The 14922-nt window shown below is 72.0% G+C and carries 11 protein-coding genes and 1 tRNA gene; 9 read left to right on the top strand and 3 right to left on the bottom strand.

Features of this window, described 5'->3' with window-relative positions:
* Positions 1-94 precede the first annotated feature (94 nt).
* From tmk to OG344_RS07395, 3 genes are all read left to right on the top strand, one after another.
* Positions 95-2158 (top strand): dTMP kinase, encoded by a 2064-nt coding sequence (gene tmk, locus OG344_RS07405; protein ID WP_405087551.1) that lies wholly within the window; start codon positions 95-97, stop codon positions 2156-2158.
* Between the two features lie 3 nt (positions 2159-2161).
* Complete coding sequence (locus tag OG344_RS07400) at positions 2162-3355, top strand: DNA polymerase III subunit delta' (protein WP_327048550.1); 1194 nt, start codon at positions 2162-2164, stop codon at positions 3353-3355.
* A gap of 87 nt (positions 3356-3442) precedes the next feature.
* On the top strand, positions 3443-4297 hold the full coding sequence (locus OG344_RS07395; protein WP_405089055.1) for a stage 0 sporulation family protein: 855 nt from the start codon (positions 3443-3445) through the stop codon (positions 4295-4297).
* A 6-nt stretch (positions 4298-4303) separates the two neighbouring features.
* Here OG344_RS07395 and OG344_RS07390 read toward each other — a convergent pair whose 3' ends face one another.
* Positions 4304-5239: an alpha/beta hydrolase gene (locus tag OG344_RS07390; protein WP_405087550.1), complete on the bottom strand. Its 936-nt coding sequence runs from the start codon at positions 5237-5239 to the stop codon at positions 4304-4306.
* A gap of 114 nt (positions 5240-5353) precedes the next feature.
* Between OG344_RS07390 and OG344_RS07385 the strand changes: the two genes are divergently transcribed.
* Both OG344_RS07385 and OG344_RS07380 read left to right on the top strand, forming a co-directional pair.
* Entirely contained in the window at positions 5354-5683 is a 330-nt protein-coding gene (locus OG344_RS07385; RefSeq protein WP_405087549.1) for a winged helix-turn-helix transcriptional regulator, read from the top strand.
* A 51-nt stretch (positions 5684-5734) separates the two neighbouring features.
* Complete coding sequence (locus tag OG344_RS07380; RefSeq protein WP_405087548.1) at positions 5735-7918, top strand: helicase-associated domain-containing protein; 2184 nt, start codon at positions 5735-5737, stop codon at positions 7916-7918.
* Positions 7919-7928: 10 nt separating this feature from the next.
* Here OG344_RS07380 and OG344_RS07375 read toward each other — a convergent pair whose 3' ends face one another.
* The gene (locus OG344_RS07375; RefSeq protein WP_405087547.1) at positions 7929-9527 is read right to left on the bottom strand and encodes an alpha/beta hydrolase; all 1599 of its coding nucleotides are present in this window, start codon (positions 9525-9527) and stop codon (positions 7929-7931) included.
* A 370-nt stretch (positions 9528-9897) separates the two neighbouring features.
* On the opposite strand from OG344_RS07375, the gene OG344_RS07370 reads away from it, so the two are divergent.
* Positions 9898-9974, top strand: a tRNA-Thr gene (locus OG344_RS07370).
* Positions 9975-10196: 222 nt separating this feature from the next.
* Here OG344_RS07370 and OG344_RS07365 read toward each other — a convergent pair.
* A complete protein-coding gene (locus OG344_RS07365) occupies positions 10197-11000 on the bottom strand; it encodes a hypothetical protein (protein WP_405087546.1) in 804 nt (267 codons plus the stop codon).
* Positions 11001-11336: 336 nt separating this feature from the next.
* Between OG344_RS07365 and OG344_RS07360 the strand changes: the two genes are divergently transcribed.
* From OG344_RS07360 to OG344_RS07350, 3 genes are all read left to right on the top strand, one after another.
* On the top strand, positions 11337-11501 hold the full coding sequence (locus tag OG344_RS07360) for a hypothetical protein (RefSeq protein ID WP_405087545.1): 165 nt from the start codon (positions 11337-11339) through the stop codon (positions 11499-11501).
* 77 nt (positions 11502-11578) lie between these two features.
* Positions 11579-12043 (top strand): S26 family signal peptidase, encoded by a 465-nt coding sequence (locus OG344_RS07355; protein WP_405087544.1) that lies wholly within the window; start codon positions 11579-11581, stop codon positions 12041-12043.
* A 29-nt stretch (positions 12044-12072) separates the two neighbouring features.
* Positions 12073-14919 carry an FtsX-like permease family protein gene (locus OG344_RS07350; protein ID WP_405087543.1) on the top strand — a complete coding sequence of 949 codons (2847 nt, stop codon included), beginning with the start codon at positions 12073-12075 and terminating at the stop codon, positions 14917-14919.
* The last annotated feature ends 3 nt before the right edge of the window (positions 14920-14922 follow it).

Below are 14922 nucleotides of genomic sequence, written 5' to 3'. Positions count from 1 at the left end.
GGACGAGGCGGACGTAATACCCTCAGGCGACGAGCAGGCCCGAGCGGTCCGCTCCGTCTCCCAGCCCAGCGAGCACCCTGGATACGCTGACATCATGAGCACCCCTGCCCGGGCCGCCGCGCGACGCAAGCAGCCGCACGTGCTGGCGAACGCGCCGTTCCGCAGGCTCTGGACGGCCATGGCGACGTGCAGCCTCGGCGACTGGCTCAACATCATCGCGCTGACCGCCCTCGCCGGTAACCTCACCGCGTCGTCCGGCTTCCAGACGCAGAGTCTCGCCATCGGCGGCGTCTTCGTCGCCAAGATGCTGCCCGCGATCCTGCTCGGCCCGCTCGCGGGAGCGGTGGCCGACCGGTTCGACCGCAGGCTGACGATGGTCGTCGCCGACGTCCTCAGGTTCGCGGTGGTGCTGTCGATCCCGCTGGTCGGCGGCTACCGGTGGCTGCTCGTCGCGACGCTCCTGGTCGAGTGCGTGAACCTGTTCTGGGTGCCGGCCAAGGACGCGACCGTGCCCAACCTGGTGCCCAAGGAGCGACTGGAGGAGGCGAACCAGCTCAACCTCCTCGTGACGTACGGCACCGCTCCCGTCGCCGCGGCCCTGTTCGCGGTGCTGTCGGGAGTCATCACCACGATCTCGGCGGCCGTACCGGCGTTCACGGTCGCGGCGACCAGCGTGGCGCTCTATCTCAACGCGCTGGCCTACCTCGCCTCCGCCGTAATGATCTTCACGCTGCGGGCCATCCCGAAGGACCACGTGGGCCACGTGGCCGCGCCGTCGGTGCTCAGGCAGATCACCGAGGGCTGGCGGTACGTCGGCGGCAACCGGGTGGTGCGGGGGCTGATCATCGGCATGCTCGGCGCGTTCGCCGCCGGGGGCGCGGTCATCGGCGTCGCCAAGGCGTACGTGCAGGTGATGGGGGGCGGCGACGCGGGCTACGGCACGGTGTTCTGCGCCGTCTTCCTCGGCATGGCGTTCGGCATGTTCTTCGGCCCCCGGCTGCTGGGCGGCCTGTCGCGGCGGCGGATGTTCGGGCTGTCGATCCTGTGCGCGGGCGTGACGCTGGCCGCGATCGCGCTCATCCAGAACCTGGTCGTCGTCGTGGTGCTGACGGTGGTGCTGGGCGCCTGCGCCGGCATCGCCTGGATCATCGGTTACACCACGATCGGCCTGGAGGTCGAGGACGGGCTGCGCGGCCGTACGTTCGCCTTCCTGCAGTCACTGGGCCGGGTAGTGCTGCTCCTGGTCGTCGCGGTGGCCTCGGCGCTGGCCGCGCTCTTCGGCCGGCACTACCTGCGGATCTCCGAGCTGACCTACCGCTTCGACGGGGCCAACCTCGTGCTGCTCCTCGGCGCGCTGCTGGCGGTGGCCGTGGGCGTGCTGGCGCTGCGCCACATGGACGACCGGCCGGGCGTGCCGATCGGGGCCGACCTGCTGGCCGCCCTGCGGGGACGGCGGTTCGTCCCCGACGAGGCCGAGCCCGCGCGCGGGCTGTTCATCGCGTTCGAGGGCGGCGAGGGCTCGGGCAAGACGACCCAGTCGCGACTGCTCGCCATCTGGCTGCGCGACCAGGGTTTCGACGTCGTGCAGACCCGCGAGCCGGGCTCGACCAAGGTCGGCATGCGGCTGCGGGCGATCCTGCTCGACGCCGCCCACCAGGGACTCTCCGCCCGCGCCGAGGCGATGCTGTACGCCGCCGACCGGGCCGAGCACGTGGAGAAGGTGATCGTGCCCGCGCTGCGGCGGGGTTCGACCGTGATCACCGACAGGTACGTGGACTCGTCGCTGGCCTACCAGGGCGCGGGGCGGTCGCTCGACCCGGAGGACGTCGCGAAGATCAACAAGTGGGCGACGGGCGGGCTCGTCCCCGACCTCACCGTGCTCATCGACGTGCCGCCGTCGGTCGGGCTGCGGCGGATGGCCTCGCCGGCCGACCGCATCGAGGCCGAGCCGCTGGAGTTCCACGAGCGGGTGCGCCGGGAGTTCCGCGCGCTGGCCGCCGCCGACCCCGACCGGTATCTCCTGGTGGACGGCACGCTGGAGCAGCGCGAGGTGACGCTCCTGATCCAGGACCGGGTGCGGGACATCCTGCCCGATCCGGTGCCGTACGAGGCCGAGGAGGCCACCGGCACGATGCCCGCCATCCGCGACTTCGGATAGCGAATGACCGTCTACGGGGATCTGATCGGGCAGGACCGGGCGATCGGCGTGCTGCGGCGGGCGGCCTCCGCCGCCGCCGAGGCCGTCGCCGGGGGTCGCGGCGCGGGCATGACCCACGCCTGGCTGTTCACCGGCCCGCCCGGCTCCGGGCGGTCCACGGCCGCCAAAGCCTTCGCCGCCGCGCTGCTCTGCCCCGAGCAGGGCTGCGGCCACTGCGACGCCTGCCATCAGGTCGAGGTCGGCTCGCACCCGGACGTCACCTTCGTACGGCCCGAGGGCCTGTCGTACGGCGTGCGGCAGACGCGGGAGCTCGTGCTCAAGTCGGCGGGGGCGCCCACGCTCGGCCGCTGGCGGGTCGTGCTGTTCGAGGACGCCGACCGGGTCACGGAGCAGGCGGCCAACGCGCTGCTCAAGGCGATCGAGGAGCCGCCGCCGCGGACGGTGTGGCTGCTGTGCGCGCCGTCCGCGGACGACATGATCATCACGATCCGGTCGCGCTGCCGGGTCGTGACGCTCGGCACGCCCTCCACCGAGGCCGTGGCGAACGTGCTGGCGACCCGTGACGGGGTGCCCCACGACGTGGCGCTCGACGCCGCGCGGGCGGCGCAGGGGGACATCGGCCGGGCCCGCCGCCTCGCCCTGGACGAGGAGACGCGGCGCCGCCGCGCCGAGGTGCTGTCGATCCCCCGCTCGCTGACGGGCGTGGCGGAGTGCATCACCGCCGCCGAGCGCCTGGTGAAGACCTCCACCGAGGACGCCGACGCCGCCACGACCGCGCTGAACGAGGTCGAGACCGCCGAGTTGCGCAGGGTCTACGGCGAGGGATCCACCGGCAAGGGGCTCAACAAGGGCCTGGTGCGGGGTGGCGCGGGGGCGATCAAGGAACTCGAGACCATGCAGAAGTCACGCGCGACCCGTATCAAGCGCGACTCGCTCGACTTCGCGCTGCTCGAACTGATGGCGTTCTACCGCGACGTGCTGGCCGTGCAGTTCGGCGCCTCGGTGGAACTCGCCAACGAGGATCGCAGGCACGAGGTGGAGACCGTCGCGCGGGCGTCCTCGCCCGAGGACACGCTCCGCCGTACGGACGCGATCATGAAGTGCCGGGAGCGGCTCGCGGCCAACGTCCACCCGCAGATCGCGGTCGAGGCCATGACCCTCGCCCTCCGCTCACCCGGAGTTGTCCACAGGGGATGATTGCCGGTCCCGGACGGGACGTATGGTGGTTCCGGGCGCTCGGCGCGAGACTGCCGTAAACAACCGAGGAGGGCCGGCTCTTTGGGCATGATGATGGCCGTGAGCTTCACACGCTACGGACGGCTCTACTACCTCGATCCCGGTGCTCACTCGCCGAAGGTGGGTGACAAGGTCCTGGTGCCGACGGACTCCGGCCCGGAGGTCGCCGAGTGCGTGTGGGCGCCGCAGTACGTGAGCGAGGACGTCGAGGGACTGCCCGTGTGCGAGGGCGTCGCGGGCGACGAGCACCTGGCCAGGGACGAGGTCAACCGCCGCCGCCGGGCGGAGGCCCGCAGCGTCTCCAAACGCCTGATCAAGCGGCACGAGCTGCCGATGAAGGTGATCGGCGTCGACTACCTGGACGCCGAGAACGTCTACACCGTCTACTTCTCCGCCCCCCACCGGGTGGACTTCCGCGCGCTCGTGCGCGACCTCGCCCGCAACCTGCGGGCGCGGGTCGAGCTGCGGCAGATCGGCCCGCGCGACGAGGCCAGGATCCAGGGCGGCATCGGGCCCTGCGGCCGTGACCTGTGCTGCGCGACGTTCCTCAAGGACTTCGAGCCGGTCTCCGTCCGCATGGCCAAGGACCAGGACCTGCCGGTCAACCCGCTCAGGATCGCCGGCGCCTGCGGCCGGCTGATGTGCTGCCTCAAGTACGAGCACCCGCTCTACCAGGAGTTCCGGGCCTCGACGCCCCGATCCGGTCTCACCGTGGACACCCCCGAGGGTCCCGGCACGGTGGTCGGGCACAACGTGCCCTCCGACTCGGTCGTCGTCCGCCTCAACGATGGCGGCCGCCGCTGCTCCTGCTCCCGGGCCAGCGTGTGCGCCCCCCGCAAGGCCCACGACGCGGCGTACGGCGAGGAGCGGACGACGACGACCACCGCCGGCGACCCCGAATGAACCCGGTCAGAGGTGGTCGTGCAGGAAGGCGGCCGTCGCGCCGGCGGCCTGGGTGACGTAGGGCTCTACGTCGTAGAGGTCGATGTGCTCGCGGCAGTCCAGCCAGACCACCTCCTTCTCGCCCGGGCTCCGGCCGGCGAGTTCGGCCGCCAGTTCCGGCGCGCAGTAGGCGTCGGTGCGGCCGTGCACGACGAGCAGCGGCGTCGCGGCGAGAAGCGGGGCGGCCCCGAGCGCGTCGAAGGTCATCAGCGAGTGGAGCGACCCCCGGGTCACCTCGTTCACCCAGTGCGGCGACGCCGAGCGGGAGGTGCCGTAGTAGGCGTACGGCTCGGCGCCGGACATGGCGGCCTCGCCGTCGCCGGGCGTCACCGCGGGCAGGCGTTCGTCGTACCGGTCGAGGAAGCTCCCGAGCGCGCCCCTGTAGGCGTCGAGGCCCATGCGCTCGGCGAACCAGGCCGGGCTGTTGTACGCGCCGGCGATCCCGGCCACGGCCCGCACCCGGGGATCGGAGGCGGCGGCCCGCACCGCGTATCCGCCGCCGAGACACACGCCGACGAGCCCGATCCGGCCCGGGGCGACCTCCGCCCGGCCGCCGAGCAGGCTCACCGCGGCGCGGAGGTCGGCGAGTTTACCCCCGCTGTCCTCGTGGCCCCGCCGCCCGCCGCTCTCGCCGAACCCCCGGTGGTCGAAGGCCAGGGTGACCAGGCCCGCCCGCGCGAGACGGTCCGCGTACAGCCCGGTGACCTGCTCCTTCACTCCCGTGAACGGGCCGGTGAGCGCGACGGCGGGCGCGGGCAGGGGAAGATCCGGCAGCCGGAGATCCCCGGCGAGGTCGACACCGCCCGCGGAGAACGTGACTCGTTCGGTCCGTACGGCGGTCATCGGCGCGTCGGGCAGGCCCCGCTCGGCCGCCCTATATGGATGATTCTTGAGATCGCTCATGTCCGCGTCCCCGTCCTAGTGTGTGATCTCGCGGTGAGCGTGAGGCTAGGCGTGCCTGGGCCACGGCGCCAGAAGGCACTTCGCGGTGCCCATCCCACAGAGCAGGGAGGCGAGATGGACCCGGTGATCCCCGACGTGCTGGAGGAGTCCTGCGCGACGCGGCAGGCACTGGAGCGGTTCGCGGCGAAGTGGCGGGTGCTGGTGATCTACGCGCTGCTGGCCGGGCCCCAGCGGCACGGCCAGTTGCGCCGCCGGCTGCCGGGCATCACCCAGAAGGTGCTGACCGAGACGCTGCGCGGCATGGAGGCGGACGGGATGGTCGAACGCCGGGTCGTCAAGGACACCGCGCCCCAGCACGTCGAGTACGCGCTGACCGGCCTCGGCCGTACGCTGCGCGAACCGCTGGGCGCCATCTGCGCCTGGGCCGCGCAGCACGCGGGCTGAGGACATCCGGCGAAGGCCCGGCGGGTGGTGGAGCGCGGGTAGGGTGCCGTCGTGAGCACGCCCCGGCATCTGACCACGTGGTTGAGGACCAGGTCGCCCGACGAGCGGCGGCTGCTGCTCGCCCGGGTGGGGTTCGTCGTCGACGAGGACATCCCGCCACAGGACCTGGCCCGGCTGCTGCTCCGGCGGCAGGCGGTGGTGCCGCTCGTGAGTTCCTGCACGCTGCCCCAGCGTCAGGCGCTCTCGGCGGTCGCCTGGCTGGCGGCGCGGCGGCACGGGCCGCTGGCTTATCACCTGGAGGGGAACGATCCGGCCGGCCGCGCCGTGCCCCGCGCCGACGTGCTCGACCTGCTCGCCGGGCCCGACCTCGACCGGCGCAGGGCCGCCGACGCCGTCCTGGACCAACTGGCGGGCGTGGCGCTGGTGCTCCCGCCGCACGGCGACCAGGTGATCGTGCCCGGCACCGTCCACATGGACCTCGCCGGCGAGACGGGGCTCGGGCGTCCGGCCGCCGACCTCTTCGCCGCGCACTTCAACGCCCCCGAGGTTCACGCGATCGCCGACGCCCTGGGGTTCCCGAAGGCCCGCGTGCGGGAGGTCGCGGAACGGAACGTGCTCGGCCTGCTGGGCGATCCCGAGCGGGTGCGGGCCCTGGTCGCGGGCGCCCCCGCGTCCGTACGGGACTGGCTGCTGCGCCTCGTCGGGCACGGATCACGGCTGCGCACCCACGCCTACCAGTTCCACAGCGGCTACGGCTACGAGCACAACATCAGGTACGTCGTCCGTCCCGGAGGTTCCGGCGACCCGGGCACCGACTGGCTGGTGACGCACGGCCTGCTGCTCCCGGCGGGGCCGCCCGACGTGGCCGAGGTGCCGTTCGAGGTGGCCACGGCGGTCCTCGGCGGGCCGCGCGTGCCGTTCACCCCCGAACCCTCGCCGCCGCCGGACGACCTGCCCGGCTCGGAGGGAGCGGAGGGGACCGCGCAGGCGGCCGCCACCTCCGCGCTCTCCCAGATCGAACGCCTGCTCGCGGCGTGTGTCAGCCGGCCGCCCACCCTGCGCAAGGCCGGCGGGCTGGCGGTGCGGGACACCAAGCGCCTCGCCAAGGCCGTCGGCGTGACCGAGGACATCGCGAGGTTCTGGATCGACCTGGCCACCCAGGCGGAACTGCTCGGCCTGCACGCCGAGCCGGTGGTGCGCCCGAAGGGGCATCGCGGCAAGCTGCCCGAACCGGTGGTGAACCTGCTGCCGACCACCGAGTACGACACCTGGCTCAAGCGGCCGCCCGTCGAGCGGCTGGCCAGGATCATCGGGACCTGGGCGACCCTGGCCGCGACCTACACCTACTGGCCCGCGGAGGCCGGGACGCCCGTCGCCCTCACCGAGCCCACCGACCCGCACGCGGCCAGCCTCAGATACGCCCTGCTCGAAGCCCTCGCCGCCGTGCCGCCCGGGAAGAGCCTTCCGGCCGACAGTCTCCACTACCTGATGCTCCGCGCCGCCTGGCATCGTCCCCATCATGTCTCGGCCGCGCGTCTCGGCGCCGAGCAGGCGGGCGCCATCCTGCGTGAGGCCGGCCTGCTCGGCGTGGCCGCCGGGGGAGCCCTCACGGTCGTCGGGCACGCCGTACGGGACCTGCTGGTCAGCGGTGAGGCGTGGCGGTCACCGGAGGCCGCACTGACGGCGGCCCTGTCGGCCATGTTGCCGCCCGCCCGGGCCACCGCCCGGTTCCAGGCCGACCTGACGGCGGTGGTCCCCGGGATGCCCGACTCGTCCCTCGCCGAACTGCTGGACGACGTGGCCGAGCGCGAGTCGGAAGGGCACGCGGTGGTCTGGCGGCTGAGCGCGGCGACCGTGCGCCGCGCGTTCGACCAGGGCTATGAGGCCGGCGACCTGCTCGCGCGCCTGGCCGGGGCCGCGGAGGGGCCGCTGCCGCAGACGCTCGAATACCTGGTCAAGGACACGGCCCGCGTGCACGGCCGGGTCCGGGTGGTGCGGTCCGGGTGCTGCCTCCGCGCGGACGACGAGGCGCTGATCGAGGAACTCGCCCGCGCGCAGGCGCTGCGCGCGCTGGGCCTGCGCAAGATCGCGCCTACCGTGCTGATCAGCGCCGCCGATGAGGAGGAGACCCTCGCGCGGTTGCGGGCCGCGGGGTACGCCCCCGCGCTGGAGTCCGAGACCGGGGCGACGGTCGTCGAGCGGGCCGGCACGCGTCGCGTACCGGCCCGCTCGTGAACCGCTCAGCTCAGGTCGCCTTCGGGCAGACCGTGCCGTTCTTGGGCGCGCGCAGCGTGAGCAGGTAGTCGTCGACCGCGGTGTCCACGCAGGTGGAGCCGCTGCGGTAGGCCGTGTGGCCGTCGCCGTCGTAGCCCAGCAGCACGCCCGAGGTCAGCTCCTTCGCGAGCCCCTGCGCCCACTCGTACGGCGTGGCGGGGTCGCGCAGCGTGCCGACGACGAGGATGGGCGGCGCGCCCTCCCCCTTGATCGGCTTGTCGGCCTCGGCCGACTTCGCGGGCCAGTACGCGCAGGGCAGCGACCCCCACATCACGAACGGCCCGAAGTGCGGGGCCATCTTCCCGGCCGCGTCGGCTGCCTTGCCGTACGCGTCGAGCGACGTGGGATAGCGGTGGTCCACGCAGTTGACGGCCATGTTGGCCTCGGTCTGGTTCGAGTAGGTCCCGTCGGACCGGCGGTCGACCAGCAGGTCGGCCATCCGCAGCAGGGACGTGCCGTTGCCGTGGGTCATGGCCTGGCCCAGGGCCTGCCGAAGCTGGGGCCACGCCGTGCGCTCGTAGAGCGGGGTGGCGATGCCGAGCACCGTCCACGCCTCGTTGACGACCCGGCCGTCGCCGAGATCGTTCTTCAGCGGCTGCCGGTCGGCCCTCGCCAGCAGGTCGCTGATCTCCCTCATCGCGCCGTCCACCGTACGGCTGGTGAAGGGGCAGGCGCCGTCGAGGAAACAGTCTTCGGCGAACGCCTTCAGCGCCACCTCGAAGCCCTTGGCCTGCACCTCGTTGGACTTGATGGCCGACATGGCGGGGTCCACCGCGCCGTCGAGCACCAGCGCCCGCACGTTCTTGGGGAACAGCTCGGCGTACATCGCGCCGAGATAGGTGCCGTACGACTTGCCCAGGTAGGTGAGCCCGGCGTCGCCCAGGACGCCGCGCAGGACGTCGATGTCCCTGGCCGCGTCGGCCGTGCCCACGTGCGGCAGCAGGCGGGCCGACTGGGCCTCGCACCGCTCCGCGAACTGCTTGGACGCGTTGTCCAGCTCGGTGACCTCCGCCGGGGTGTCCGGGCTGGAGTCCATGCCGACGTACTTGTCGAGCTGGGCGCCGGTCATGCAGTGGACGGGAGTCGACTCGCCGACGCCGCGCGGGTCGAAGCCGACGACGTCGTACTGCTGGCGCACCCGCTCGCTGACCACGGACTTGGCGGCCCGCGCGTACTGGATGCCCGAACCCCCCGGCCCGCCGGGGTTGATGAGCAGCGAGCCGGCCCGCTTACCACTGGCCGGGAGGCGGATCGCGCTGATCTCGATGCGCTCGCCGGAGGGCTTGGTGTAGTCGAGAGGCACCTGGATCCTGGCGCACTGGAAGCCGTCGCCGCAGTCGCTCCAGTCGGGCCGCTGCTCGTAGAAGGCGCGCAGCTCCGACGCGGGCGTCCGCATCGCCGGGACCGCCTTGGTCACACTGGGCTGCTGGGACGTGGCCGGGGTGCGGGCGGAGCAGGCGCTGATCGGCAGCAGGGCGATCACCGCCGCGGCCGCCAGGCGCCGGCCCGGGCCATCGCTTCGCCGCTTCGTCCTACGTGTGACCTTGGCGGTCTGGCCGGCCAGTCGCATGCTCGTCGTTCCCCTGCCGTCGTCTGCGTGACGAGGACCAGCATGCCGCCTGCCAGGAGGAGCGGCCACCGGACGCGACCGGTTCCGGAGAATGTCATGCGGCGTCCGCCGGCCGGATGACCTGGCCAAGAGAGGCGGAGCGCTCCTCCTGTGACACCTGCGCCGGGCTTGTCCCGTTTCCCGGTAAAGGGACGACCCCGAGGTGGCGAGAGAGAATTTACCCGGCCCAGCCGATCTTCTCCGCTCACCGTACGAGTCGCCCCGTCTCCGCAGCACGGCGGCAGCTCCTGTGGACACGGCACACCGGACGGGCGACCGGTGCACGAGAGCCCGGCCGACCCTGTAGACTGTGCGAAGCCGTACGCGGCGTGCCGCCTTAGCTCAGTCGGCCAGAGCACTTCACTCGTAATGAAGGGGTCAAGGGTTCGATTCCCTTAGGCGGCTCCACCACAAAGGCCCTCCCGGTCCACCCGGGAGGGCCTTTGCGTGTCTATCTGCGTGACTACCGTTCCCGATCACTTCTTGAAGATGCGGTCCATGACAGACCGAGCGAGACGTGTTTCCTTGAACTCCTTCACCACACACAGAATCAGACCGTTACCCGAGCTGACCCTGGTGGACGTTGCGGTCACGGAGCTGCCGGCGCTCGGGGGCTCAGCGGGCGATATGTCAGTTTCCACTGGGCCGTCGGGCTTCGAGGCTGACTTCCCATAGCTGGTTCATGCTTCCCGCCAAAGGGGAGTAGTGAATTTTGGCGAAAACGGGGCGCTTCAGGCGCTTGAGAACCGCGGTCATCTGACGGGCGTTGCAGGCGATTGAGCCTACGCCCTCCTCGTCCGCGTTGCGCGAATCACCACCGGTGAGCCAGTCGGCGTTACATGCCTCAGTGATTCGAGTGAATCCAGCCATCCAGTCGTACCCGAGTTTCATCGGCTGACCGCCCTCCGGGGTGAAACTCACGATGCCGCTGATGCTGGGGCCCGGAGTTCCGTCTCCGAGGTACCGAAGGGTGCCAAAGGCGACCTTGCCCCTCTCGGTCGCGACACCGGCCCAGAACTGGTGGATCGTGGTGGCTCTGGTGCCGTCATAGACGATGCGGACCAGCGTGGGCCCGAGCGTGAAAACGAAAGCGAGGTCGCGGGGAGCACATGCGGTTGTGCCGAGACCCTTGGCGCTTACGGCGTATTTGCCTGCGTTGTCCTTGGCGTCGCATGTGACCGTTGTCCGATAGAAGGAGGCCGAGGAGTAGTCGAGCCGAATCTCTTTGGCTCCGGCCAGGGGCTTCAGCCGGAAACTCCTGATTCCGTAATGCATCGTGACCGGCTTGGCTGCGCGCGGCGTGATACGGAGTTTTCCCTTCCCGTCCGGCCAGGCCCAGCCGTACGCCACTTTGGCAGCGGAGGCTTGGGCCGGCACGGCGGTCAGACCAGTCGCGATGAGGCCGAGAATGGCAGCGGAGGCTAACAGTCGCACGAGGTTCTCCTGGGAAGACGGCACGGCGCTATACGGGACGCACAGCCTACTGACCCAGTACGACATTCACTGGGGTTCAGCCTGGTTCCGGGTTCCACCAGGAACACAGCGCCGGCGGTCCGGCAGCGCCCCCGGCCAGGTCCGGAGGCGCTCATTACGATGTGGACTGGGCCGCCTGCCAGGAGCGGCGTGGTTGCGTGGATGGCCGGAGGTCCTGCGATCGACTTCGTCGATCCATGAGGCGCTGGGCCCCGACGCGTGTACGGAGCGTGTATCTCCAATGAATCCCCGCTCTTTACGATCGGCGTCAATCACGTCCGGTGAAAGGAAGTGGTCATGAGAGCGCTGATCAGACGGGTCGCCGACAGGATGGTCGACAAGGTGGTCCCGCGTGCCGAAGCCCGCGCCTGCGGGTGGGGGGGCTACTGCAAGTGCGTCGGGGGCGACATCTACCTCTACTACTGCGGCAGCTGCAGGTACTACGCGCACGCCGGCTGCTGACGGGCGGCGCGTGACCGGGTGACCGAGCCGGACCCGGTGCGGCTGTCGGGTCCGGCGGCACAGGAGGGGGAGAGCGGTTGTCGCTGCTGTTCACCGTTCCGGCGATGGCGGCCCTCGCGCTGGCGGCGGTGACTTTGGGGATGCGCCGGGCCTTCGTCGTGGTGACCGTACGGGGCATCAGCATGCTGCCCACGCTCCAGGACGGTGACCGGGTGCTGGTGCGGCGACGCGGTGTGACGGCGGTCCGCCCCGACGACCTGGTCGTCTTCACCGACGTCATCGACGAGCCTCCCGTGCCGGTGCCCGCCTGGGCGGAGGAGGACGACGGTCCCCTCACGGTGCTGGTGGTGAAACGGGCGATAGCCGTTCCCGGAGACCCCGTCCCCGAGACGCGCGTGCCCGTGCTGGCCGGAGGGACCGCGTCCGTCCCCACCGGCCGGCTGGTGGTGCTCGGGGACAACCCGGCGGTGAGCCGGGACTCCCGCCTCTACGGGTACGTCGCAGAAGAGCGTCTGCTGGGGGTTGTAATCCGGCGAATGTGACCGTCTGATGGTGATTCATGCTGAGGCTGATGATCGGCCAGTTACGCCGCCAGTCGGTGCGCTCGATGACGATGCTGCTCGGCGTGCTGCTGGCCACGAGCGGGTTCACCCTGCTCACGGGCTCGGTGGAGACCTCACGCCTGCGCGTTACCGGGACCGTGGACGACAACTACCGGAGCACGTACGACGTGCTGGTGCGGCCCAGGGGGAGCCGGGACGCGCGGGAGCTCACGCACGGGCAGGTGCGCCCGAACTTCCTGTCCGGCCAGTTCGGCGGCATCACGCTCGACCAGTGGCGGCGGATACTCGCGCTGCCCGGCGTCGACGTGGCCGCTCCGGTGGCGATGGTGGGGTACGTCGACGTGACGGCGACCGCCGGGATCGACCTCACCGAGCAGCTCGACCGAGGGGCGCGACGGCAGTTGCTCAAGGTGGACAGGACCTGGACCAGCGACCGGGGGCTGTCGGCGATCGACGACCCGGGCGACAGGTACGTGTACGTGACCCGCAACCCCGTGCTCTGGCCGCGGTTCACCACGAACAAGGCGAACTTCGTGGAGTTCGCCGGCTACCGCTTCGAGGGCCGCAAGGCGCGGGTGGACGACGCGGTGTGTGACCGCCCGGGGATGTCGTCCGGCTATCCGGCGGCCGAAGTCCTCCCGGATGGACGGATCCAGCCGATCTGTCCCACCGCGCGCAAGCGGGAGCCCGGACGCACCTACCTCACGGCGGCGGACCGGTCCCGCGTGGACGTCTACCAGATGCTGCCGGACGGCGGTTTCCGCACCCAGCTCGGTGACGCGGGCGGTGGGATCATTCCCAGGCAGGTACGGCTGCCGCGCCTGACGCTCCCCGTCAGCTGGCCCGTGCCGCTGTTGCTGGCGGCCGTCGATCCCGTGCAGGAGGCGGAACTGGTCGGGCTGGATCGCGCCGTGGTCACCGGGCGTTACCTGCGCGCGACCGACGGGCCGACGCCGGCCAGGTGGACGCGGTTCGCCAGTGTTCCGATGCTGCTCTCGTCCGGCGCGCACATCGACGAGCAGCTGACCGCCGGAGTCTCCCGGCTGGACCGGCCGCCGGAGATCGCGAGCCTGCGCGGCGACGAGCTGTGGAAACGGCTACGGGCGGCGCCGGCCCGTCGCATGTCGACCGTGCGCGTCGACGCGGAGAGCGTCTACCGGCAGGTCGGCGAGCGCCCGATCATCGACCCCGGTGACACGTGGCTCCACGTGGACCGCGTCATCCAGTCCGGCCGTCCGCGCTATGGGGGCGGAGAGGGTGTACTGAGGCCGGATCCCGTCACCGTCGACCTCGACGAGGTGTGGCGGCAGGAGAACTCCCTCGTGGAGACCTCGGCCCCGTTGTTCGCGTACGACCGGGCGCTCCGGCCGTTGGCCAAACGCGAACTGGCCGGCCCCGGTGGCGTGTCCGAATACGCGTTCCCGCAGGTGGTGGGCAGGTTCGACCCGGCCGGGCTGGCCGGGTTCTCCGCGTTGTCCGCGGTGCCGCTGGAGACGTACCAGCCGGCGAGCGCGACCGGCGCGGACCAGGCCGCGCGGGCGGCGCTGGGGAACCGCCCGCTGCTGCCCAACGGCAACCCCGGCGGCTACCTGGCCACCCCGCCCCAGCTCCTGACGACGCTGACCGCGCTGCCCTTGCTCATCCGCGGCGACGACCCGGCGCAGGAGGCGCCGGTCTCCGCGATCCGGGTGCGGGTCGCCGGGGTCACCGGGCTGGACGATCTGTCCCAGGAACGGATCCGCGTGGTCGCCGAGAAGATCGCCACCACGACCGGGCTCGAGGTGGACATCACCATCGGCTCCTCTCCGGCCCCGCGCCCGGTCGAGCTGCCCGCCGGCCTGTTCGGCCGCCCCGAGCTGCGGCTGCTGGAGAACTGGACGACCAAGGGCGTGGCGGTCGCGCTCACCAGGGCCGTCGACCAGAAGAGCGCGCTGCTGTTCGGCCTCATCCTCGTGGTGTGCGTGCTGTTCCTGGGCAACGCGGTGGCCGCGTCGGTCCGGGTGCGGCGGCGCGAGCTGGCCGTCCTCGGCTGTCTGGGCTGGCCGGCCGGGCGGCTGGCCGCGCTGGTGCTGGGCGAGGTGGTGCTGGTCGGCCTGGTCGCCGGGATCCTGGGCGCCGCCGTGTCCCTGCCGCTGGCCGCCGCCACCGGCATCGAGGTGAGCCCCGGACACGCGCTGCTGGCCGTACCGGTCGCCTGCGGGATCGCCCTGCTCGGCGGGTTGGCGCCCGCGCTGCGCGCCGGGCGGGCGCACCCGATGGCGGCGATCCGTCCCCCCGTGGTCACCCGCGCGCGGGCACGCCGGGCCCGGACGGTGTACGGCATGGCGGTGGGCAACCTGGTCCGGGTCCCGACCCGCAGCCTGGTCGGCGTGCTGGCGCTCGCGGCCGGAGTGGCGGCGGTGTCCACCCTGCTGGTGATCACCTGGCGGTTCCACGGCGAGGCCCAGGGCACGCTGCTGGGCGACGCCGTCTCGCTCCAGGTGCGCGGGGTCGATCTGGCCGCCGCCGTCACCACGGTGGCGCTCGGCGTGTTCGCCATCGCGGACGCTCTCTACCTGAGCGTCCGGGAACGCAGCGGCGAGCTGGCCGCGCTGCGCGCGTGCGGGTGGTCCGACGGGGAGCTCGGCCGCCTGATCGTCACCGAGGGCGCGCTGCTCGGGCTGACCGGCGCGGTGCTCGGGGCGGGTCTCGGCCTCGGCGTGCTGGCCGCGTTCCTGGGCGGCCTCACCTGGGCGACCGTGAGTGCCACGCTTCCGGTCGCCGCGGCCGGAACCGCGTTCGCGGTGCTGGCCGCCGCCGTCCCCGCGCAGCTTATGCGCCGCCTGCCGCTCGCCGCCGTGCTGGCGGAGGATTGAGGA

It is taken from the genome of Microbispora sp. NBC_01389, from assembly GCF_045040095.1.
Classification (GTDB): domain Bacteria; phylum Actinomycetota; class Actinomycetes; order Streptosporangiales; family Streptosporangiaceae; genus Microbispora.
This window is presented reverse-complemented; position numbering and strand designations above follow the sequence as displayed.